Here is a 21,283-nt window from a genome sequence, read left to right as displayed (position 1 = left end):
CAACTTCCGAGTTCAAAGGTGCAACTTCCGAGTTCAGAGGCTCAACTTCCGAGTTCAAAGGTGCAACTTCCGAGTTCAGAGGCTCAACTTCCGAGTTCAAAGGCTCAACTTCCGAGTTCAGAGGCTCGTAATGAATACAAAACTCACCACTCATCACTCCTAACTCCTAACTCCTAACTTGATTTACCTTACCCGTAAGTTCAGCAATGTTCATCTGCTCGTAATGTTCAAAGGGTTGGTGAATCCAGGGGTTGTCAGCCAAGTAATCAACATAATAATCGGGTGCTATAACTGAACAGGCTTTATACCAAAGAACGGCGGTGTGAATTTCATCAATGGGGAAATCAATATTTTGCTTGAGCCAAGGTATAGTCTGTTGCAGTGTTACCCCAGAGTCTACTAAGTCATCCACTAGAAGAATGCGCGAACCTAACTTTTCGGCGGTCATTGTCAAGTGGCGGGAGAAAATTAAATTACTTCTTTCTTGCTTACCAGCGCCACTGTAAGATGAGGTTGCTAAAATTGCCAGTGGTTGCTGGTATATACGGGAGAGAATATCTCCAACTCGTAGTCCTCCTCTAGCAAGACAGATAATCTGGTTAAATTCCCAACCGGATTGATAAATCTGAATAGCCAGTTGTTCAATTTTTTGGTGATAATCTGACCAAGAAACATAAATATCTGGCATAAGTCTAACGGGAGTGGTAGATAGCTAGTATTGAAAGCGATGCGATCGCAAACTTTATATTTTAGTATGAGCGCAAGTTATTATGAACGATTCTGCTGCTGATGGCGATGCCCAACGAGATCCTCAGAGTCAAAAACTCGACTTTAAAACAAAGCTGGCTTACGGTGCAGGGGATTTAGGCCCAGCAATTACTGCAAATATCTCCGTCTTTTATCTGCTGTTTTTCTTTACCAATATCGCTGGTATCCCTGCGGGTTTAGCTGGTAGTATTTTGATGATTGGCAAAATCTGGGATGGCATAAATGATCCGGTTATCGGGTTCCTGAGTGATAAAACGAAATCTCGGCGCTGGGGTCGTCGTCTTCCTTGGATGTTTTATGGAGCAATTCCCTTTGGGATTTTCTTTTTCTTGCAGTGGATTGTACCGCAATTTAGGGCAAATCAGAGTGATAATATTTGGCCGCTGTTCTGGTATTACGTAGTGATTGGGGTGCTATCTCAGTCCTTTTTCACGGTTGTAAATTTGCCTTATACGGCAATGACTCCAGAACTAACTCAAGATTACGACGAACGCACCGGGCTTAACAGCTTTCGATTTACATTTTCCATTGGTGGTAGCATTCTGTCGTTGATTTTAGCGCAAATTGTTTTTTCCCAAATTGCCGATCGCCAACAACGATATCTCGTTTTAGCAGCAATTTGTACGGTAATTTCGATTTTGGCATTATATTGGTGCGTTTTTGGAGTCCGCGATCGCATCCTGGCTTTTGAGTCCAAACGCATCCAGTCCGAAGAACCTGCATCTCTCCCTTTCTTGGAACAGCTAAAAATTGTCTTTAGCAACCGACCTTTTCTATTTGTTATTGGTATATATCTTTTTTCTTGGCTAGGTGTGCAGATTACAGCCAGCATTATTCCCTATTTTGTAGTCTATTGTATGGGTCTTAAAGAATCAGATGTGCCTACACTGCTGATTGCAGTCCAAGGAACCGCCCTGCTGATGCTATTTGTCTGGGGGGCGCTGAGTAAAAAAATCGGGAAAAAACTTGTTTATTTTCTGGGAATGAGTTTATGGATTATAGCAGCTGCCGGACTATTTTTCTTACAGCCTGGTCAAATAGTTTTGATGTATTTGATGGCTGTTATGGCGGGTGTTGGTGTATCCACAGCTTATCTAATTCCCTGGTCGATGATTCCAGATGTGATTGAATTAGATGAACTCCAAACCGGACAACGCAGAGAAGGCATTTTTTATGGCTTCATGGTTTTGCTACAAAAATTTGGTTTAGCTTTCGGGCTGTTTTTGGTGGGAAATGCTTTGGAACTATCGGGTTTCAAAGCCTCTGTAGCCGGAAGTACACTACCCACCCAACCGGATTTGGCATTGTTTGCGATTCGCATTGCTGTTGGACCTATACCTACAGTTTGTTTGATTCTTGGCTTAGTTTTAACGTATTTTTACCCAATTACCCGCGAGATGCATGCAGAAATCATGCTGAAACTCAAAGAACGGCAAGAGAAGAGGGTGAGTTAACCAATTGTATCAAGCAGAAAGTTAACTGAGGGCGATTGATTCAAGTTTCTTCGCTGCCAGAGGAGTGTAGAGGTTTGAAATCGCCCTGATTATCATTGCGCCATTAATTACCTAATTAGGTACTTCCAAATAAAAAAATATCCCAAGGTTTCTTGTGGGATGGGTGTCCGCACTACGTGCCGCTACGCGAACACCCGTCCCATATTCACGGCGGGCAGGATGCCCACCCCACAAGATGGATAGATTTATTTCTTGTCAGTCCCTTATCTGGGAAATTTGGTAAATCCAGCTAAGTCATCAGTCACGAGCTTCAACTAATTAATGAGAGTTACTTGCATTAATAAAAATTTTAGTGTAAGCTCTATCTAAACTTATTGCATAAGATTCTCAACAACTTTAGATAGGTGGAAGGACTTTTTCACATAGCAACTAAGCCATTTACCTGGACGCATCCACTATTTGTTTGGTCTGGAGAAGCTTACCTTTCTTACAGTCTGGGCGCTTTGGCACTGATGGGCTTTATTGCAACTCTCTTTGTATCGGTAAACACCACTGTTTATCCTGAAGTTTTTTATGGGCCGGCGCTCGTGGTTAGGCAGAATATCGTGCCGTACTTTTCATCACCTGACCCTGACCTTGTAACTGCTCGGACTTGGTTAGCTAATGCCCATTTTTGGTTAGCTTTCTTCTTTCTCCAAGGTCATATCTGGCACGCCTTGCGGGCGCGTGGGTTCTATTTTCGCAAAGGTAGGGTGAGTCAGGAGGCAGTGATTCCCCAACCAATTAGCTAAATTCAATTTAATGCAATTTATTTGCAATTGTCTGGCAGCATCAGCTCAAAAAAATTGCCATAAATTCTCAAGGAGTATCAGAAATGACAGCAGTAATTGAAGATAGCCCATACAAGCAACAAATACCTGATGTTGGCTGGTGGGCTGGTAACTTTCGTCTCACTAATTTATCAGGAAAATTACTAGGCGCTCATATTGCCCATTCTGCATTGATTTTGTTATGGGCTGGAGGGATGACGCTCTTTGAATTGTCACGTTTCAACCCGAATGTGCCAATGTATGAGCAAGGGTTAATCATACTGCCTCATCTAGCGACTCTCGGTTTTGGTGTCGGTGCTGGTGGGCAAGTTATTAGGACTTATCCCTACTTTGTCATCAGCGTCTTACATCTGATACCTTCAGTGATTCTGGCAGCCGGTGGTATTTACCACTCCCTGCTGGGGCCAGAGGTGTTACAAGACAATCCTACTTGGGCTGGCTTTTTTGGCTACGACTGGAAAGATAAGGACAAGATGACTACAATCTTGGGCATTCACCTAACGCTTTTAGGTTTGGGTGCTTTGGCTTTAGTTGCCAAGGCGGTGTTTTGGGGTGGAGTGTTTGATCCTTGGGCTGCTGGCGGTGGAGACGTAAGGGTAATTAATCATCCGACGCTCAACCCATTCCGCATCTTTGGCTACCTATTTGGGGCTTGGGGACCGGAAGGAATGGCAGCTGTTGATAACTTAGAAGATGTTGTCGGTGGTCACATCTGGGTTGGTTTGATGTTAATTGGCGGTGGTATTTTCCACATCCTGACTAAGCCGTTCGCTTGGGCACGCCGAATTTTGATTTATTCAGGGGAAGCGTATTTGTCTTACAGCATTGGTGCTGTAGCATACATGGGCTTTTTGGCGGCATATTTTGCGGCAGTCAATAACACTGTCTATTCCGAAGTTTTCTATGGGCCAGTTAGGGCTATAGAAACTTCCACTGATATAGTTTCTGCTCGTGGTTGGTTGGTAACTTTCCATTTTGTCTTAGCGCTGATATTTTTGTTAGGTCATATTTGGCACGCTCTCCGCGCCCGGGCGATCGCCGCCGGATTTGATTTTAAAAATGGTGACATGGTTCAACCGCCACAGGTGAATCGCCAAAGTAATCAAGCAAGCTTAGTCAACTCTTCTGATTTGACGCTAAAGTTTCTCAAATACTTGCCAATTTACCGCCCTGGTATATCTCCTCTGTGGCGGGGATTAGAAATTGGTATGGCTCATGGTTACTGGCTAGTTGGTCCCTTTGCCACATTAGGTTCATTAGGTTTATTAGGTTTATTACGCAATTCTAATCTGGGTAGCTTGGTTGGTTTATTTGCCGCAGGCGGTTTAATTCTCATCCTGACAATGGGTTTTTCGCTTTATGGCACTACTACCTTTGAAAGACAGCAAGAAATGTATCCACGATCAGCAACGGTTGCAATAGTTCCTCGTGTGCCACAGACTCTCAATTCTACTGAAAGATGGAGTCAGTTTACTGAGGGCTTTCTGATTGGTGGGATTGGTGGAGCAATCTTTGCTTATCTGCTGTTAACTAGTATTGCTTTGTTTGGTGCGTAGGCGTAGCCCGTCGCAGACATCGCTATTAACTCTAACTCGATTTAGTCATGTAGAGACTAGCGCACTCAAGGTGTAACCTTCAAGATTCAGTTTTCTCTATCACGGGCAGTCCGCTCAAGTCGGGAAACCTCTTCATAGCGGCTGCCCTCCTACTTTGTGTCCACCGTTCCTTGCGCGTCTCCCTGAGGAGAAGTTCTGATGCCTGTCTTGAAAAGTGACGCTACGCACAGTCGAAGTGGTGTGCAGCTGGCCTACCAAGACACTAAGTAAAATAACATGGATAAATTAATGTCTAAACAGCCAGATGTCATTTGGTTGAATACAAGCCCTAGTTTATTATGCTTGGCTCAACCCCTTTTGTCTGAACTTTCAGATCATACAACTATTGCTCAGTGGAAATATATTCAAAGTCAGGATGAAGCAAGTTCCTTGGATATTGCAATACTGTTGCTGGATAATTATGTTGAATCAAGTAATCAATCTGTGCATTTGATTGGTCACAGCACGGGAGGATTATTAGGGCTACTATACACTCGTCGATATCCAGAAAAAGTTAAATCTTTAACTTTATTAGCTGTGGGTGCTGATGCAGCCCTTGACTGGCAAGCTCATTACTATACTCATCGCCCGTTTTTGAGTCGGCAAAAGATTCTCACTACGATGGTGTACAACCTCTTTGGCTATCAAAATGAGGACACTGTTAAGCGTCTAGTAAGTATCTTAGAGCAAGACTTAGATTACTCGCTCTCACCTCACTCCCTGTTTAAACAGCTAAATGTGCCGACTTGTCCAGTCCCTGTACCTTTAATGGTTTGTGGCAGCATTGACGACATGATCATAGAACCTGACGCCCTGCAAGGATGGCGACCTTATTTGATGGAAGGCGATCGCTATTGGGAATGTCAAGAAGGGCGGCATTTTTTTCACTTATTCCAGCCGACTCTGGTAGCAAAACAGATACTCGACTTTTGGCAATCTCTGCGTCCATTGGATTCAGTTCATTCCTGCCTGAAAGCTAATTTGTAATTAAGATATACAGCATATTTTACACTCAATTTATATCGTGACAATATGTTTGAAAATATGGCACAAGCTCAATCACTATGTTCTTTTGGATTAAATACACTTCAGCAGTTTTTTATAATCTTTAATCCCATCCACTAATTACAGGAATTACTGACACTATTTTCTCAGCTTCATCTACTATGATTTGCGCCAGCCCAAACTGTTCAATAACTGCTGCATTTGTTGTCAAATGCCTACTTACCTCAGCCACCCGGTACGTTTACTGAGGGCTTTCTGATTGGTGGAGCAATCTTCGCTTATCTGCTGTTAACTAGTATTGCTTTGTTTAGTGCGTAGGCGTAGCCCGTCGCAGACATCGCTATTAACTCGATTTAGTCATGTAGAGACTAGCACTGTCAAGGTGTAACCTTCAAGATTCAGTTTTATCTCCGACCGCCAGTCCGCTCAAGTTGGGAAACCCGCGCATAGCGGCTGCCCTCGTCTTTGTGCCCACCGTTTTAGGGAAAAGCTTTAACATAGTAATCAATTCAATTAGTTAAAAATACTGAGGTCGATCAAGTAATAAATTTGATTCAATTAATAAAACAAACGGTTTTTTCATTGTTCCCGTTTGCTTATTAAGTAATGCTACTTACAGACTGGAACCATATTTTAGACAACATTTTGCCTGATGAGAGTAATGAGGCGTACATCAGTGATATCTTTGTAAGATTTTTAATAAACGCACTTGGATTTAATCAGCAAGAGCATTTATCACAATTTAAGACGGGGAATGGGAAAGTAGATTTTGCTGCGCGCAAGAATGTTGATAGTGATATTTTTACATTGTCTAAAATCAATCCCTATTTACTGATTGAAGTCAAAGCACCAGCAACAAGCTTAGGAGCCAAGATTAATTTATCAGAAGGCACTCCTCAATATATACAGACTAGAGAACAAATAAAAAGATATTTACTTGATTCTAATTGCAACACATCTCAATGGGGCATTATTACTAATTCAGTTCATATCCAGCTATTCCGGCGACATGGAAAAGTTGTATTTCCTGCCACTCCAAGTATTTTAATTAAAAAAGATAATATTAATGCTATTGTTTCCCATGTCAAACATTTAATTGACAATCCGCCCAAAGCCTTAACTGTTTGTGTTTATAACAACAAAGGGGGTGTGGGCAAAACTACAACAACTGCTAATTTAGCAGCCACTCTTGCACAACAAGGAAAGCAAGTTTTAGTAATTGACTTTGATCCACAACAAGGAGATTTAACTAAATCTCTTGGTCTAGAAGTAAGAAAAGTTAGTTTATCTGATTGTCTATCCGATAGAAATTTAAACATTAACGATACAATTCAACCATTTACAGTCAAATTTAAATCTGGTAAATCATTACAATTCGACGTTATTCCCGCAGATGCAAAACTGGGAAATTTTACAGAGCAAGACTTAGCTACAAGAATTGAAAAGGGGTCTGCTAGGTTAAAAGATGCTCTGAAAGCTTTTGTGTATGAATATGATTATATATTCATTGACTGTCCTACAAACTGGATGTTTTTTAGTCAAAGTAGTCTTTACGCCTGTGATGTCGTTTTGATACCTACCAAGCACAATAATTTAGCATCCCTAGATAATGCAGCTAAAGTAATTAAAGAGTTAGTACCAAAAGTTAAGGCAGCTAGACAAGATGGTAGACCAATCGCCTTACCTATATTTTTTAATGGTGAAAATATCACTCTTCCTCAGCTTAAAATAGCAAATCAGGAAATTGCATCTATTATTACTAGAGAGATAAAAGCATCTAATTTTAATTTACTGCCTTATTTTTATCCTAAGTATATAAAAGCTGACAACAATACAAAAATATTCAGTCTGCCAAGTTATGCAATTGTCGCAGGTGCAGCCTTCGCTCGAATTCCAGCAGCTTTTAAGGATTCTACAGCTGCAAAATATTATCTCGAACTAGCTAAGGAGTACTTTGTATGAGTGATTTTGATAATATTGGCAAACTAATGCATCTGAAGTTAACCGATATTGAACCTGGAGAGAAGTTTTCCGAATCGGAATTTATCATCAAAGCAGCAGCAGAAACCGTTTTACAAGCTGATGGGCGAAATTGGATTCCTGTTATTGTTAAAGAAATTGCTGACTATCAATATCAAGTTGTTAGTAATCATTTTGTATATGCAGTTGCTCAACAAACTAAGTTAGAGCGGGTATGGTGCATAGTCATTTCACCGGAATCTCAAAATATTGAGCAGGCAAAAATTTTAGCTAGAGAAGTTTTACCTAAAGTAAATTTGAATACAGCATCACGAGATACTATTCTAGCTGCACTCAGATACTTAATATCAGAACCAAGTAGTGCATTAAGGGGTGTAGATCCTATTGTTGCCACAAACCGAATTGCAGAGTCTAATCGCAAAACTTGGTCTAATTTTAACCCAATTATTACCTTGAGATGTGGAATTACTAAAGGCAAAAAGTTAGATGCTCTGGCAAAAGTATTCTTTCTTTCATCATTACCAGTTTCACCACCGTTACCACCACCAGAAATTGTGAGTATTAAATCTGCATCAAGAGATGAAGTCTTTACTGGTTTGAGTTATTTATCAAAATCCAAAATAGATGGTTTTGAAGCTATTGATATAGAAAACTCATCTGATGTAATATTCAGTGCTAGTAAAGGCAAGTGGAAAAGCTTAAATCCTATATCAAAACTTGAATGTGGCATTGATACTACAAAAATAAAGGCTCTTAAGAAAGTGTTTAGTCTTTAATCTTATCCACCAATTACAGGAATTACCGACACGATTTTCTCAGCTTCATCTACTGTTATCTGCGCTAGACCAAACTGTTCAATAACTGCTGCATTTGTGGTCAAATGCCTACTCACCTCAGCCGCCCGGTACTGACTTTCCTGTGAAGCTAAAGCAGCTGGCAATAATAACTGGTCTGCTAAATGTTCATCCACTGCTGCGCCCGTTTGATGAAACTCAAGTAGTTGCTGACAAGCAATCTCTGCAACTGTCTCCGCCGACAACCGCAAACGCCCAAATCCACCAAAGCCAGTCAAGCTGTTCTGATACTCAGCAGTTAAAAAAATACCCGCCCCCGGTGCCACACCTCTTTCTCGCAACGTCTGTATAGTAACTTTCAAATGGGCTTTGCGTAACAAATTTTCGGCACGATTCGCCATTCGTTGGGGAATATGTGAAGGCAATTCCGTCACCACTGCTAGTCCCCGCACCTGTTGTAACTCTCCCCGTTCTAGCAAGTTGATCCCGCCGAGTTGACTACTACCACTCACCTGTAACTCTACCTCTCCCCCACCTTGAGGAAACCAGCCCCAAGCGCCTAACTTGACTTGGGCTTCTACACCCATGCGTTGCAATATCGGCAGATAAACTTGCTCAATGTAGGTCACTGTCGGGCTAAAGTTTACATGAGTTCCACCCTTTAGTGTTACTTGGGAATTGCCGGATGCTAGTGCCAGAGGTAAGAGAATTGTCTGTAAAACTAGTGCGATCGCACCCGCAGAACCACCAACTTGTGCTTTACTAACATCAAAGGTATAAATTCCAGCTTGCACAGCACTACCTGGGATGAATTCCAGCAGCATTGAACCCAAAGCATCACCCTGGAGTTGGGCATTACAAATTCTCGCCGCAGCCCGAACTGCTGTTAAGTGTTGTGTTGCTAATCCTGGCTTTTTGCGTCCAGCGCGAATGCCTGAAATTCGTATGGGTTCGCCAGTGATGGCGGCTAGACTTAAGGAAGTGCGAAGAACTTGTCCGCCTCCCTCTCCGTAGGAACCGTCAATTTCAATCATGGGCGATTTTAGGATGTTGGATTTTGGGTTATCCCCACGGTTCTGAAAATCCTGACTTTTTACGTCATCTGGAAAAGCCCACAAAAAACCTAACCCCCTAACCCCCTTACCGACGCTCTAAGGATGAAAATTCAAAGTCTCTGACACCACATGCTTTAAGTCGGGCATTGCCCGCCCAACGCAGTGGCTCCTCCTTTTAGGAGAGAGATGAAGAAGAGAGGTTTTCCAGATACCGTGAAAAGTCAGCTTAAAATCAAACCATAAATTATAAACGCCCAACAGCTAGCTTTTTGAAAGGAGGTTACACAAATATACAGAGAAGGTTCTGATATGTGTTTCTGTTTTTTAACGTATAGGGACGTTGAGGAAAGCGTAGAGGAGTTAATTTTCTGCGTCCCCATTGTTGGCGCAGCGTCTCCCCTCAGAAGAAGTTAAAATCGGTGGAAGTGAGTTACAAACACAAGTTGTGGACACTACATAAAAGTTAATCCTCCAAACATTAATACCTCGAATTCTGCCCACTGCGGTATTGCTTGCCAAGATTAATATATCTGGTACTTGGATGTAAAAATCGCTCTACTTAAGATTTTCATAGTTTTTACTTAACATACTTTTAGTAAATTAATAGGAGTACTCAAGTTAAAAATATGACCGGATGCTTAGGGAGGAAATGTGAGAAAATTTTATCCACTTAAAAAAAGTAGAGGTTTTGAGCTAGATAAAATATTTCAATGGTCAAGGCATAAATTGCTCCTGCGCTTAACTGTTGTTTTAATTGTGGCTTGTTTGTTAACTATAAGTGTGCATTCTTTAGCAGTTAAACCAGGAGTAAACAAATCACAACCCAAAGTGATTTTGATTTCTTTAGATGGAGCCACTCCAAATTTTGTCGAACAGTATCTCAAAACTGGTGTCCTGAGTCCAAAGCAAGGATTAGGACTGATTAAAAACAAGGGAGTTTATGCAGAGCGAAACATAACCTGTAGCGCATCTCTGACTGCTGCTTGCCATATTGCAATCAGTACAGGTTCTACGGCTGCACGCAATGATATTAATGCCAATACATTTCACCTTGTAGCCAGCCCATTCACTTCTAACATAAGTGGTTTTGCGGCTCCGATCGGCGGATATTCAACTACTGGGCCTGCTGCAAGTTTGTACCCAACTGCTGAACCACTGTGGATTGGACTCCAGCAAAAGGGGAAGAAAGTTGTGACTGCAACTTTTCCCGGAGCAGATGGAGTTGATGTTCCAGTACCAGGTTTAACTAATAGCCCAATTATTCAACCCGCTAGTAAGAGAACCGTATCTTATACAGTCCCTTTTGGAGCTTTTGCTGGTGCAAGTGCTAAAGGTTTCAGTTTGACGGCAGCTAACTTCAGCTTGGCATCCAGTCAAATTGCTAGTCAACTCAAAACAGCAGGAAAAGTTTCTTACAGCCCAATTGTACAAGCAAGTCTTGCCGATCAATTTCTTGTTGGTGGTGTCAACTATAATATCCAAGTTGCTGCACTTGACACCAGCAATAATGCTCAAAAGGACTATGACACCCTAGTATTTTTTGATGACAATATTGGGATTCGACATCAACCTTTCAATTTACCTTCAACTGGCCCAGCATACGTCAGAGCGCGGGATAAAAAATCCAGCTTATTTTATTTAGAAGGTAGTGACAACAAAGCCGGAACTGCTTTTTATGTTAGTAATCTCGCTCCTGACTTGAGTAGTGTGAGGATTGCACGTTACGCTGCTAACGCTATTCCTGGTAATCCCGCAGTCCAAACTACAGTTGATGACATTAATAATAACGTTGGTTTCTGGCTGCCTCAGTCTGATTACCGGATTATAGAACGATTGAGTCCGGGATTTAACACTTTCCCCGACAGAGAACTAGAAGCTATCTATGAAGACCAACTTCGAGGTTTTGTAGATTATCAGACGCGGGTTGCTTTGAGAGCAATCAAGCAAAATCCCAATGCTTCACTGGTGATGGTTTATATTGAGCAACCAGACGGCTCTGAACACCAGTTTCTGTTAACTGATTTACGTCAAGCAACTGATCCGAGCAATCCTAATACAATTGGTGGAGCGCAAGACAAAGCAAAAGTCGCCCGATATAAGTCTTATGTACAGACTGCTTATCGGGCAGCTAATGATGCTGTACAACGGATCATTAATGCAGTAGGTACGGATAGTCAGGGGAAACCAAATAGTAACATTATTGTAGTATCAGATCATGGTTTTTCTACCTTTCACACCACGGTTAACCTGAATAACTTCCTCAAAAGTAAAGGTTTTGACTCAAATAAAGTCCGAAGTGTAACATCGGGACCAGCAGCTAACATTTATATTAATCTTCAGGGACGGGAACCCAACGGCATCGTCAGTCGCTCTGAATATGTCACTATCCAAAAACAAATTGTCGCCGCTCTCAAGGAATTGGTAGACACGAATTACAACTATGTATCGTCAAAACGACAAGCCATTTTCGATAAGATTTATACTCGTCCGTTGCCAGCGAATTTAAACGAGCCGAAATTTGGACTGGATACTAGCGAATTTGTTGGTCAGGATAGTGGTGATGTCTTCGCAATTATGAGCGATGGTTATAACTTTGATGGAATTCAAAGTCCTCTGGTGACACGTTTGGGGGATGCCAACAATTTAGTGTTTTCAGTACCTAATTTCTACGGAGCGCATGGCTATGACCCGAATATATCCAAACTGAGTGCCATTTTCTACGCGGCTGGCCCCGATATCAGTCGTCGTGGCAGTATCGGCACGATCCACAATATTGATGTAGCTCCAACTATCAATAATTTACTGGGCGTTCCTTCTGCTTCAACGGTTCAGGGAAAGGTTATCAACCTTAATTCGGGCGCTGTCCTCACTCCCAGTCGATGACGCATGAACCACGCGGTAGAATGATTATCGAAATAGTGTTGTTAGCGGTAGCAGGGCGTTCAGATCGTGCCCAGTTAGAGTCCTGAATGAAGAGTGCTTAGTACAAAACACAAAAAGGGTATGGAATTTAATCATTCGTAGGTTGGGTAAAACGAACGCGAACAGCGTCCCATAGGGAAGTGAAACCCAACATCAGGTCTCAATATTTACCAACCTCTTTTCCAGTAACGTGTACTTAGGGAACTCGAAAAAATAAATTCTTCCATCTTGTGGGATGGGCAGCGTTCGATGGTTCCTGAGCTTTGTCGTTCGCGGAGCGTCCCGGAGGGAAGGACTGAGAGCTCACGCCGAAGTCTTGCCCGTCCTTGGTGATTAGCGGGCAAGATGCCTGCACCACAAGACATTTTTGGATATTTTTTTATTTGTCAGTCCCTTAGTAAACAAGTATCTCGGTTAAGCACTCTTTGTTTATTCCCAGCAAAATGCAGACATTACTACAATTTTATAAATTAATCTAAGTGATATTACTAATATTAAATATCTAGGTTCGTTGTTTGAATGCGTCACCGATAGCGTAACGTAAAGCCTTCTCTACGAGACCCTTCTCTACGAGACGCTGCGCGTAGCTAGCTTGCTTCCACGAAGTGGTACGGCATAGCTTCTCTACGAGAGGCTGCGCCAACGCTTAGAGCGACGCAGGAGCGTCACAGACCACACTTCGGCGCAGGCTCAGTGACCATCGTAGACATCGCTAAAAACCATACCCAGAATATTTAGCCGAAAATAGGCACAATCGTAGGGTTAACAAGGCTAACAAACCTAATTTCCTTAAATAAACTGGGTTTAGAGTACCTGTAATATGGGAGACTTGGCAATATTCCCTATAAATCAGATTCAAGATGAGTAATAGAATTTCAGCGATCGCAGTTAAGACCCTCAACGGTGAGGATAAGCAATTAAACGACTACACCAGGAAGGTACTCTTAATTGTAAATGTGGCTTCTTACTGCTTAGTCATTGGTCATTAGTCATTAGTCATTAAGTAAGTGGGCATGATTAATTAAAGGTTTGTAGTGAGTTAGGGTGGTTTTGGGGTTTTCTCCTATAAGCGACTAACAAACCCGAAGGGTAAGCGCTTCAGCCCTTACTAGGAAGCAATTTAATTAATTTTAGATTGCGTAACATGGTTTGATTTATTCCTCCCCACTTACTTAGGTAAAAATCTCTGTACTATTGACTGTTAACTCTGGACTGTTAAATTTATTTACGTCCAGTCCCTTAATTGAAAATATAGTCTCGATCAGTAGTTTAATTTATTTGTGTTTAATTTGTCATGAACGTTGCAATCATTGGTTGTGGTTATGTTGGTTATAAAGTTGCTCAATATTGGCAGCAAAAGATGGATTTTGTTGTCAGTGTAACCACAACTTCCCCTGAGCGTGTGCCGGCACTAGAATCAGTATCCCAAAGAGTTGTAGTTACCCGTGGCAATGACCTAGATAGTCTAAAATCAGTTTTGCACAATCAAGATGTTGTACTTTTGAGTGTTGGTGCAAGAGGTGGGGAAGTTTATGAAGAAACTTATCTACAAACTGCCCAAAGTTTGGTTTCATCTTTGCAGCAGATTAAAAGTGTGAAACAATTAATATACACAGGGAGTTATGCAGTGTATGGTGACAGAAATGGTGTATGGGTAGATGAAGAAACACCGCTTGCACCCGCTAATTTAAATGCACAAATTCTCCGAAAAACAGAGGATGTGTTGCTATCAGCGTCTAGCGAAAATCTCCGTGTTTGTACCTTCCGCTTAGGAGGTATTTATGGGACTGGCAGGGAACTGTTGAAAATATTTAGCAGATATTCTGGTGCAACCCGTCCTGGCAATGGCGAGGATATCACAAATTGGATTCATTTGGATGATATTGTGGGTGCGATAGAATTTGCTCGTCATCGTCGTTTGCAAGGGATTTACAATCTGGTAGATGATGCACATCTCACTAGCCGAGACTTGCTAGATAGCTTATTTGAAAAACATAATTTACCCAAAGTTAAATGGGATACTTCTATCAACAGTACCCGCCCATATAATGCTTGGGTGTCGAATGAAAAGCTTAAAGAGGCTGGATACCAGTTAATTCATCCACAGATGATTTTTTAGCAAGTATTAAAAACTAGGAATTATGCAACCATCTGTTGTAGGTAAGTGGGGAGTGGGGAGTGGGGAGTTAAAAATTTTTTTGCTGCTTCTCATCTCCCTTATTTTTTAGCTTTTTGCGCCTTGGGTATCGAGAGAAAGCGATCGCACCTCGGCTATAATTCCTTCTTGTTGCCAAGCAGCTAACATCGCCGCCTCCACCGCCTTTGAGTGTAACTTATCTGCCAAAGCTAACAGTGTCGGTCCTGCACCACTAATCACCATACCATAAGCACCAGCATTAACAGCTGCGATGTTTACGGCATCATAACCAGGGATTAAAGCTTTGCGATAGGGCTGATGCAATCTATCTTGCAAAGCTGTCTTTAACCATTGTCCATTACCAGTTTCCAAGCCGCGCAACAATAAACCCAAATGTGCTGTATTGAAAATCGCATCCGCACGACTCACTTCGTTTGGGAGAACGCCCCGCGCTTGGTGGGTGGAAAGTTCAAAATCAGGAATAGCTACAACTGGTACAATATCTTCATGCCAGGGAACATCACAAATTTCCCAAGCTGTGCCAGTGGTAGCAGCAAGACGACATCCTCCTAACAAGGCTGGAACTACATTATCAGGATGTCCTTCCATTGCGATCGCTAACTCTATCACCTGCGACTGACTCATAAGCCCACCCTCAAGTTGATTAGCAGCAACCAACCCACCAACAATTGCTGTCGCCGAACTACCCAAACCCCTCGCCAGTGGGACACCTAACTTAATTTCTATTTTCACAGTCGGCGGTGTCTGCCCTATATGTTGATAGAACTTGACAAAGGCTTGGTAAAGAAGATTATTCTCATCAGTTTGGACTCGTTCAGCTTTCGTACCAGTGACATGAATAGTTAGCCCACCCTCTTCTAGGCGAGTGAACTTGAACTCGTTGTACAGGTTTAATGCTGCACCGATGCAATCAAAACCAGGCCCCAAATTTGCAGTTGTGGCAGGAACGGTAACAGTGATGATAGAAACAACAGACATTGGCAAAACTCACTAATCATCAACCAGCATCCCATGTATTGGTAGCACTTTTGGGCGAGTTTTTGATCTACTGTTCCTTAATCCATCCTCCGAGCCTTGAGTTGCAGTGGTTGTGGCTCTGGCAAAATTATACTATGGGAATTTAAATGGTTGGATTGTGCGATCGCTCTGTCCCATCTACAGCGATGAGATGATCATAAGTTCTGTTATAGTACGGATACACTATAAGAATCACAGATCCCAAAAACTATAATTTGCAGAATTTGTAATTTACAAGGTTATATAATATGTCTAGTACGCACACGGGTATTGAGTGGACAGATAAAACTTGGAACCCAACTACTGGTTGTAATAAAGTTAGCCCAGGTTGTTTGCATTGCTATGCAGAAGCTCTCACTAAACGTTTTCCTAATAACTTCAAGAATGGATTTGATTTAACTTTATACCCGGAAAGGTTAGTAGAACCTTTAAAGTGGCGTACTCCAAGTAGAATATTTGTGAATTCAATGAGCGACCTTTTTCATGAAGATATACCTCTTGATTTCATTAAAAAGGTCTTTAAAGTGATTCATGAAACGCCTTGGCACATATATCAAATATTAACAAAACGACCTGAGCGGTTACTTGAGTTGGCTTCTGAGCTAGAATTTCATGAAAATATCTGGTTGGGTGTGTCAGTCGAAAATCAAAACTATGTTAATCGTGTTGACTTTCTTCGCAAAGTTCCCGCGACTGTCCGCTTTCTTTCATGTGAACCGCTTTTAGGTGAATTGAATCTGGAGTTAACAGATATTCACTGGGTCATTGTTGGTGGAGAGTCTGGACAAAAACATCGTTCTTTAAAAACTGAGTGGGTAAAAGATATTCATAACCAGTGTCAAGCAGCAGAAGTTGCATTTTTTTTCAAGCAGATTGGCGGCAGAACTTCTAAAGCTGGAGGTAGATTACTGGATGGTAAAATATGGGATGAAATGCCTGATGCTTGGAAGTGGCATCAAAAGAGATGGGGGAATACTCCACTGAAATTAGCAGGTAAAAAAGAAAGTTTGGTAATTATTGCTTAGGTAGAAATGTAACTTTCACCAAATCGCCGAATGTCAGTTCACCTTTATTCTTTTTTCGTTTATTAGCAGGTGGATCTGCTATGACTTTACTTTTAGCTTCAAGATTCTTAAGAGCATCTTTGTAATTCTTGCTAATATAACGCCTTCCAACATGATGCTGATTGTAAATGTCTTGCATGGTTATTGTTCGACCTGTAAATGTATCCAATAGCATTTCTTCTAAGTCATCAAGAGGACGATAAAATTCAAAAAGCAATGGTTGTCTATAAGTGGCTGGATTATATTCAAAAGAAGGTACGCCTTGATTTTGTTCAGAACTCTCTTTTGCCATTATGTCTTTCATGATTGCATAGCCTTTGACGTGCTTACTCACGAAGATTAAGTGATGGCTAGTTCGGTTGCCGTTTTCATGTTTGAAACGAAAAGGTAGAACATGCTCTCCACCCATTTCTTTGAGAGCTTCGCAAAGTGCCTCTACAACTGTTAACTCCCGTTCTTCTGGTTTAAGAGTTTTTAGTTTTTCGCGTACTTGATCGGCTCGTATTTTTCCAAATAGCGCATTCATGTGTTCTTCAACAGCTGCGTTACCTAAACCCATATTGATCCGGTTGTAATTGAAAAAGAAGATACAATCACACCCCCAATTCTTTACAACCGAGTTAATAAGTTGTAGCGACAATCCCTTATATCCCCACGGATCTACAAAAAAGAATGTAGGTACTAACTTTAGCTCGTTAAATGTCTTGACAATATTTTCCCCAACTTCATGATTAATTACTTGAGGCTTATATTTTAAATTTTCAATGCCAGGGATTGAATTTATAGTTTCTTGGAGAGAATTAATATGTTCTGCATCAGCATCATTAAATACTGTCACCAACATATTTTGCATATCTGAATTAGAAATCGCAGTCTCTAAAACTTTTATTGGTGTTGATTTTGAACCATCTTTATATCGACCTGGCCCTGCAAAAAGGTCTATATAGGCAATTCTTGGGTCAAATTTTTTAGCAGTTGGTATAATCACCTTTGCCCAAGCCCAAAAATATTTCTCAACAATTCTAGCTTTTATTAAAGATTGTTCTTTCTGTTCATCAAAGAAGGAAGGATTACTCATACACAACCTACTTATGTATTACTCTAATGTAGTAATTGTAGGTTGCGTAGAGCCTTTGGTCAAAGTAATAACCTAATAAAAACGCATAGACGAGTAGTAGTTAGTCGTAGACAACGCTCTTTTCGACAAGTCTATTGGTCAAAAAGCTTACTTCAAAGTTCCCAAAACGGGCGCTACCTCAACCTCGGAAATTTGTGGAACCAAGAATCCTTTCGCATAAATTTGGGGATTTGTTTGCGAAACTATAGCATAAGACTGGCGAAGATTAGCATTGACTGCGACAGTCTTCACGTCATACATCTGCATCGCCATCTTGGGATAGAAACCAATACCAATAATCATCAGCAGAAAACAGGCAGCGATAAACACCTCACGCGGTCTAGCATCATCGTAGACTGCATCTTCTGGCACGAAGCAGTCTGTACCAAAACAAACTGTTCCGTCATCTTCTTGATTTTCCAAGCCGGCATTATTAATGTCGCAGATGAGTGCTGCACCGTCACCATAAAATACCTCTCGCAGCATGGAAAGTAGATAGATAGGTGTGAGGATGACTCCAACCGCAGCTAGAAAAACCGTGACGGTGCAGAAAGTCGAACTGTAAACGTCACTGCTTGTCAGACCAACGAATACTGATAGTTCGCCAGGAAAGCCGCTCATACCGGGAAGTGCTAGGGATGCCATCGCGGAGATTGTAAACAGGGCAAAGACTTTGGGCATGGCTTGACCAACACCGCCCATATCTTTCATTACCATTGTGTGGGTGCGATCGTAAGTAACGCCTGCTAAAAAGAACAGTACCGATGCAATCAAACCATGTGAAATCATCTGCAACATCGCGCCGTTGATTCCCAAATCAGTAAAGGACGCAATCCCAAGCAATACAAACCCCATATGGGAAATCGACGAATAAGCTAAACGCCGCTTCATATTGGTCTGAGCAAAGGAGTTTAATGCACCATAGATAATATTCACAACACCCAGAATGGCTAGAACCGGTGCAAAGTAAATATGTGCATCGGGGAGTAATTCAAGATTCAGGCGAATCAGCCCGTATCCGCCCATCTTCAGTAACACACCAGCCAGAATCATCGATACAGGAGAAGATGCTTCACCGTGCGCATCAGGCAACCAGGTATGCAAGGGGAAAACAGCAAGCTTGACACCAAATGCAATCAACAACCCTGCATAAAGTAGCAGTTGTAGACCAAGGGGATATTCTTTCTTGGCGAGGGCGGTTATATCAAATGTCATATCACCGCCGCCGTATAACCCCATTGCCAGGGCTGCCACCAAAATAAATATAGAAGCGGCTGCGGTATACAACAAAAATTTCATAGCCGCATAACGACGCCTTTGCCCACCCCAAATGCAGACTAGTAGGTAGACGGGAATCAGCTCTACTTCCCACATAATGAAAAATAGCAGCAAGTCTTTGGCAACGAACACGCCTACTTGTGCAGAATACAGCACCAGCATCAAGAAATAGAAGAGGCGGGGTCGGTGATCAACTTGCCAAGCGGAAAAAATCGAGAGTGTGGTGACAAATCCTGCTAGAAGCACAAGTGGCACTGAAAGTCCATCGACTGATACCGCCCAGTTCAAACCTAACTGAGGCACCCAGGCATAATTTTCCACAAGTTGAAAACTAGCACTGCTGGCATCGTAATGTTTCCAAAAGGCGTAGCACATCAAAGCAAAGTCTGCGATACCTACACCCAGTGCATACCACCGCACGCGCTTGCCATCTTTATCAGGCAGCAGAGGGATGAGCAAGGCAGCAACGAGTGGCAGTAAGACGATCGCGGTAAGCCAGGGAAATTGATCCGCTATCATGTATATGATAAAAAATACTTATTTGTGAATGATGCTATTCTACTAAACTTTGTAACAATTTATTCATAAATCTTTGTCCCAGTTAACCGTTTTGACCGAAAAACAATTAAATGGGGAATGGGGAAGAAAGATTTTTATTGTAAATTAAAGGGTTTTAGGACTTACGCACTGTACAAACTAATCATGGTATGCATTTACCAAAATAGGTCGTTTTAAGCTTTTATTAATCATTACTTAATGGTAAATATACCCGCACGTAGGGGCAATTCATGTAGCTTTAGCAGACCGCAGGGTATTGCCCCTACGAAAGATATGGGTTTTCCGACTATGTGTATTTTGGTTTTCTTGTCAATGCTTAAGTACTAGGTTTAATATCTGCCTCTTAAAATGTCTTTAATTTTGAATTGTTAAGTGTTCTTGTGTACGCACTTGATGATGGCTATTTGCTTGCTTACGGTACTAATCCAGCACGCAAAGCCCGGACAGCAGCCTGTGTACGGTCAGCAACACAGAGTTTATTGAGAATACCTCGAACATGAGTTTTTACAGTACCGACTGTTAGATACAGCCTTTTAGCAATTTCTGCATTGTCACACCCAGCGACAATCAACTCTAAAACATCCATCTCTCTATTAGTTAAAGGATAGCCGACTATACTTTTCTCAATATCTGGGTCAATACCTTCAATTAAGACTCTTTTTCCAGCTGTGCCTCTGCTAGCATCGGGGAAATCTTGACGTATTTGTTGTAGTACAAGGTCTGCGATCGCTGGATCGATCCATGATGCACCTGCATAAGTTGTTTTCACAGCCTCAACTAGTTTCTCAGTTTCGATATCCTTCATGCAATAAGAATCAGCACCTGCTGCAAATGCTGCTAAAACGGCCTGTTCGCTATTCTGCATCGTTAGAATTAGCAGCTTTGTTGTATAATCTTCGTTTTCTGCTTGATATTGCCTAAATGTGCGTGTTAGCTCAATCCCATCCATGTCAGGCAAACCAATGTCAATAGTAGCAACATCAGGCTTGAGTGTTTTCAGAAGCTTGATGCCGTCGGCGGCATTCGCGGCTTCACCAACAATGTTTAACTCTGGCTGCGTTTGTAAGGCAGCCCGTAAGCCGATTCTTGTCAGGTTGTGATCTTCAATCACGAGGATCTTGATTTCACTCATAGTTGCTTAACTTTACTGTTATCTATCTAAAATACAGATTAAAATAATCTCGTTCTTCTATTTGGGATTTTATACAAAAAGCAATGCGCTTAGTATTGTTCCCTGAACTTCATCTACCATTAGACATAAATAACCTGATCTCGGAAGTTTTTTTCAAGCAACAGCTTCGATATTACAATATAATTCAATCAAAAAATATTGTTATACATTAGACCTCTTGCAAAAGTCCCTAACACCCCACCCCCAGCCCCTCCCCGCAGGCGGGGAGGGGAGAATTTGACGTAAGTCAAAGGCGGGGTGGGGTTCTTTTTTTGATTTATGCAAGAAGTCTATTAACCTGATGATAGATGTTTTATAGTAAACAACTCCTTGCTGGAAATCCGGTAGCAAGCAAGAGTGGGTGACTATTTAATAAGTTGCCTTTGCAGTAGCTAGGGTGATGTGCAAAAAATTGACTAAACTACCTCACCCTAGCACCCAGGCACAGATATTGGTTAGATAGTGCGAATCGTTGGCTAGAAACTAAGACCCATTAGGGTTTGGAGGATTAGCCTCA

15 protein-coding genes and 2 pseudogenes are annotated in these 21,283 nt (G+C 41.7%); 10 read left to right on the top strand and 7 right to left on the bottom strand.

Features of this window, described 5'->3' with window-relative positions; translation table 11 throughout:
* Nucleotides 1–166 precede the first annotated feature (166 nt).
* The gene (locus tag HWQ38_RS28860) at nucleotides 167–688 is read right to left on the bottom strand and encodes a phosphoribosyltransferase (protein WP_292800739.1); all 522 of its coding nucleotides are present in this window, start codon (nucleotides 686–688) and stop codon (nucleotides 167–169) included.
* Between the two features lie 82 nt (nucleotides 689–770).
* On the opposite strand from HWQ38_RS28860, the gene HWQ38_RS28855 reads away from it, so the two are divergent.
* From HWQ38_RS28855 to HWQ38_RS28840, 4 genes and pseudogenes are all read left to right on the top strand, one after another.
* Nucleotides 771–2,222, top strand: a complete 1,452-nt coding sequence (locus HWQ38_RS28855) for an MFS transporter (RefSeq protein ID WP_292800737.1) — start codon at nucleotides 771–773, stop codon at nucleotides 2,220–2,222.
* A 410-nt stretch (nucleotides 2,223–2,632) separates the two neighbouring features.
* Nucleotides 2,633–3,013: pseudogene (locus HWQ38_RS28850) on the top strand (chlorophyll a/b binding light-harvesting protein); the annotation flags it as partial.
* A gap of 83 nt (nucleotides 3,014–3,096) precedes the next feature.
* Nucleotides 3,097–4,608 (top strand): chlorophyll a/b binding light-harvesting protein, encoded by a 1,512-nt coding sequence (locus HWQ38_RS28845; RefSeq protein WP_292800735.1) that lies wholly within the window; start codon nucleotides 3,097–3,099, stop codon nucleotides 4,606–4,608.
* Between the two features lie 288 nt (nucleotides 4,609–4,896).
* Complete coding sequence (locus HWQ38_RS28840) at nucleotides 4,897–5,634, top strand: alpha/beta hydrolase (RefSeq protein ID WP_292800809.1); 738 nt, start codon at nucleotides 4,897–4,899, stop codon at nucleotides 5,632–5,634.
* A gap of 121 nt (nucleotides 5,635–5,755) precedes the next feature.
* On the opposite strand, the pseudogene HWQ38_RS28835 reads toward HWQ38_RS28840, so the two are convergent.
* Nucleotides 5,756–5,890 (bottom strand): annotated as a pseudogene (locus tag HWQ38_RS28835) (RNA-3'-phosphate cyclase); the annotation flags it as partial.
* 368 nt (nucleotides 5,891–6,258) lie between these two features.
* Between HWQ38_RS28835 and HWQ38_RS28830 the strand changes: the two are divergent.
* Nucleotides 6,259–7,614, top strand: coding sequence for an AAA family ATPase (locus HWQ38_RS28830; RefSeq protein WP_292800733.1), 1,356 nt, complete (start codon nucleotides 6,259–6,261; stop codon nucleotides 7,612–7,614).
* On the top strand, nucleotides 7,611–8,408 hold the full coding sequence (locus tag HWQ38_RS28825) for a Rho termination factor (RefSeq protein ID WP_292800731.1): 798 nt from the start codon (nucleotides 7,611–7,613) through the stop codon (nucleotides 8,406–8,408). The genes HWQ38_RS28830 and HWQ38_RS28825 overlap by 4 nt, the downstream gene beginning before the upstream one ends.
* A 2-nt stretch (nucleotides 8,409–8,410) precedes the next feature.
* Here HWQ38_RS28825 and rtcA read toward each other — a convergent pair whose 3' ends face one another.
* Nucleotides 8,411–9,460 carry an RNA 3'-terminal phosphate cyclase gene (gene rtcA, locus HWQ38_RS28820; protein ID WP_292800729.1) on the bottom strand — a complete coding sequence of 350 codons (1,050 nt, stop codon included), beginning with the start codon at nucleotides 9,458–9,460 and terminating at the stop codon, nucleotides 8,411–8,413.
* 672 nt (nucleotides 9,461–10,132) lie between these two features.
* Between rtcA and HWQ38_RS28815 the strand changes: the two genes are divergently transcribed.
* The 3 genes from HWQ38_RS28815 (at nucleotide 10,133) to HWQ38_RS28805 (ending at nucleotide 14,522) form a co-directional block, all read left to right on the top strand.
* Nucleotides 10,133–12,364 (top strand): alkaline phosphatase family protein, encoded by a 2,232-nt coding sequence (locus HWQ38_RS28815; protein ID WP_292800727.1) that lies wholly within the window; start codon nucleotides 10,133–10,135, stop codon nucleotides 12,362–12,364.
* A gap of 899 nt (nucleotides 12,365–13,263) precedes the next feature.
* Nucleotides 13,264–13,392, top strand: coding sequence for a hypothetical protein (locus HWQ38_RS28810; protein WP_292800725.1), 129 nt, complete (start codon nucleotides 13,264–13,266; stop codon nucleotides 13,390–13,392).
* Between the two features lie 305 nt (nucleotides 13,393–13,697).
* Complete coding sequence (locus HWQ38_RS28805) at nucleotides 13,698–14,522, top strand: SDR family oxidoreductase (protein WP_292800723.1); 825 nt, start codon at nucleotides 13,698–13,700, stop codon at nucleotides 14,520–14,522.
* A gap of 105 nt (nucleotides 14,523–14,627) precedes the next feature.
* On the opposite strand, the gene thrB is transcribed toward HWQ38_RS28805, so the two are convergent.
* A complete protein-coding gene (thrB, locus tag HWQ38_RS28800; protein WP_292800721.1) occupies nucleotides 14,628–15,539 on the bottom strand; it encodes a homoserine kinase in 912 nt (303 codons plus the stop codon).
* 287 nt (nucleotides 15,540–15,826) lie between these two features.
* On the opposite strand from thrB, the gene HWQ38_RS28795 reads away from it, so the two are divergent.
* The gene (locus HWQ38_RS28795; protein ID WP_292800719.1) at nucleotides 15,827–16,603 is read left to right on the top strand and encodes a DUF5131 family protein; all 777 of its coding nucleotides are present in this window, start codon (nucleotides 15,827–15,829) and stop codon (nucleotides 16,601–16,603) included.
* On the opposite strand, the gene HWQ38_RS28790 is transcribed toward HWQ38_RS28795, so the two are convergent.
* From HWQ38_RS28790 to HWQ38_RS28780, 3 genes are all read right to left on the bottom strand, one after another.
* On the bottom strand, nucleotides 16,593–17,720 hold the full coding sequence (locus HWQ38_RS28790) for a three-Cys-motif partner protein TcmP (RefSeq protein ID WP_292800717.1): 1,128 nt from the start codon (nucleotides 17,718–17,720) through the stop codon (nucleotides 16,593–16,595). The genes HWQ38_RS28795 and HWQ38_RS28790 overlap by 11 nt on opposite strands.
* Nucleotides 17,721–17,867: 147 nt before the next feature.
* Nucleotides 17,868–19,556, bottom strand: coding sequence for an NAD(P)H-quinone oxidoreductase subunit 4 (locus HWQ38_RS28785; protein ID WP_292800715.1), 1,689 nt, complete (start codon nucleotides 19,554–19,556; stop codon nucleotides 17,868–17,870).
* Nucleotides 19,557–20,007: 451 nt separating this feature from the next.
* Nucleotides 20,008–20,727, bottom strand: a complete 720-nt coding sequence (locus HWQ38_RS28780) for a response regulator transcription factor (protein WP_292800713.1) — start codon at nucleotides 20,725–20,727, stop codon at nucleotides 20,008–20,010.
* Between the last annotated feature and the right edge of the window lie 556 nt (nucleotides 20,728–21,283).

It is taken from the genome of Nostoc sp. NMS7, from assembly GCF_017115085.1.
GTDB lineage: Bacteria > Cyanobacteriota > Cyanobacteriia > Cyanobacteriales > Nostocaceae > Nostoc.
Note: the sequence above shows the minus strand (reverse complement) of the source record. Positions and strands in the feature narration are given on the sequence as shown.

Excerpts from the sequence above, each read along its gene's own strand:
- HWQ38_RS28860 (WP_292800739.1), bottom strand. The coding sequence starts at position 688 with ATGCCAGATATTTATGTTTCTTGGTCAGATTATCACCAAAAAATTGAA.
- HWQ38_RS28855 (WP_292800737.1), top strand. The coding sequence starts at position 771 with ATGAACGATTCTGCTGCTGATGGCGATGCCCAACGAGATCCTCAGAGT.
- HWQ38_RS28845 (WP_292800735.1), top strand. The coding sequence starts at position 3,097 with ATGACAGCAGTAATTGAAGATAGCCCATACAAGCAACAAATACCTGAT.
- HWQ38_RS28840 (WP_292800809.1), top strand. The coding sequence starts at position 4,897 with ATGTCTAAACAGCCAGATGTCATTTGGTTGAATACAAGCCCTAGTTTA.
- HWQ38_RS28830 (WP_292800733.1), top strand. The coding sequence starts at position 6,259 with ATGCTACTTACAGACTGGAACCATATTTTAGACAACATTTTGCCTGAT.
- HWQ38_RS28825 (WP_292800731.1), top strand. The coding sequence starts at position 7,611 with ATGAGTGATTTTGATAATATTGGCAAACTAATGCATCTGAAGTTAACC.
- rtcA (WP_292800729.1), bottom strand. The coding sequence starts at position 9,460 with ATGATTGAAATTGACGGTTCCTACGGAGAGGGAGGCGGACAAGTTCTT.
- HWQ38_RS28810 (WP_292800725.1), top strand. The coding sequence starts at position 13,264 with ATGAGTAATAGAATTTCAGCGATCGCAGTTAAGACCCTCAACGGTGAG.
- HWQ38_RS28805 (WP_292800723.1), top strand. The coding sequence starts at position 13,698 with ATGAACGTTGCAATCATTGGTTGTGGTTATGTTGGTTATAAAGTTGCT.
- thrB (WP_292800721.1), bottom strand. The coding sequence starts at position 15,539 with ATGTCTGTTGTTTCTATCATCACTGTTACCGTTCCTGCCACAACTGCA.
- HWQ38_RS28795 (WP_292800719.1), top strand. The coding sequence starts at position 15,827 with ATGTCTAGTACGCACACGGGTATTGAGTGGACAGATAAAACTTGGAAC.
- HWQ38_RS28790 (WP_292800717.1), bottom strand. The coding sequence starts at position 17,720 with ATGAGTAATCCTTCCTTCTTTGATGAACAGAAAGAACAATCTTTAATA.
- HWQ38_RS28785 (WP_292800715.1), bottom strand. The coding sequence starts at position 19,556 with ATGATAGCGGATCAATTTCCCTGGCTTACCGCGATCGTCTTACTGCCA.
- HWQ38_RS28780 (WP_292800713.1), bottom strand. The coding sequence starts at position 20,727 with ATGAGTGAAATCAAGATCCTCGTGATTGAAGATCACAACCTGACAAGA.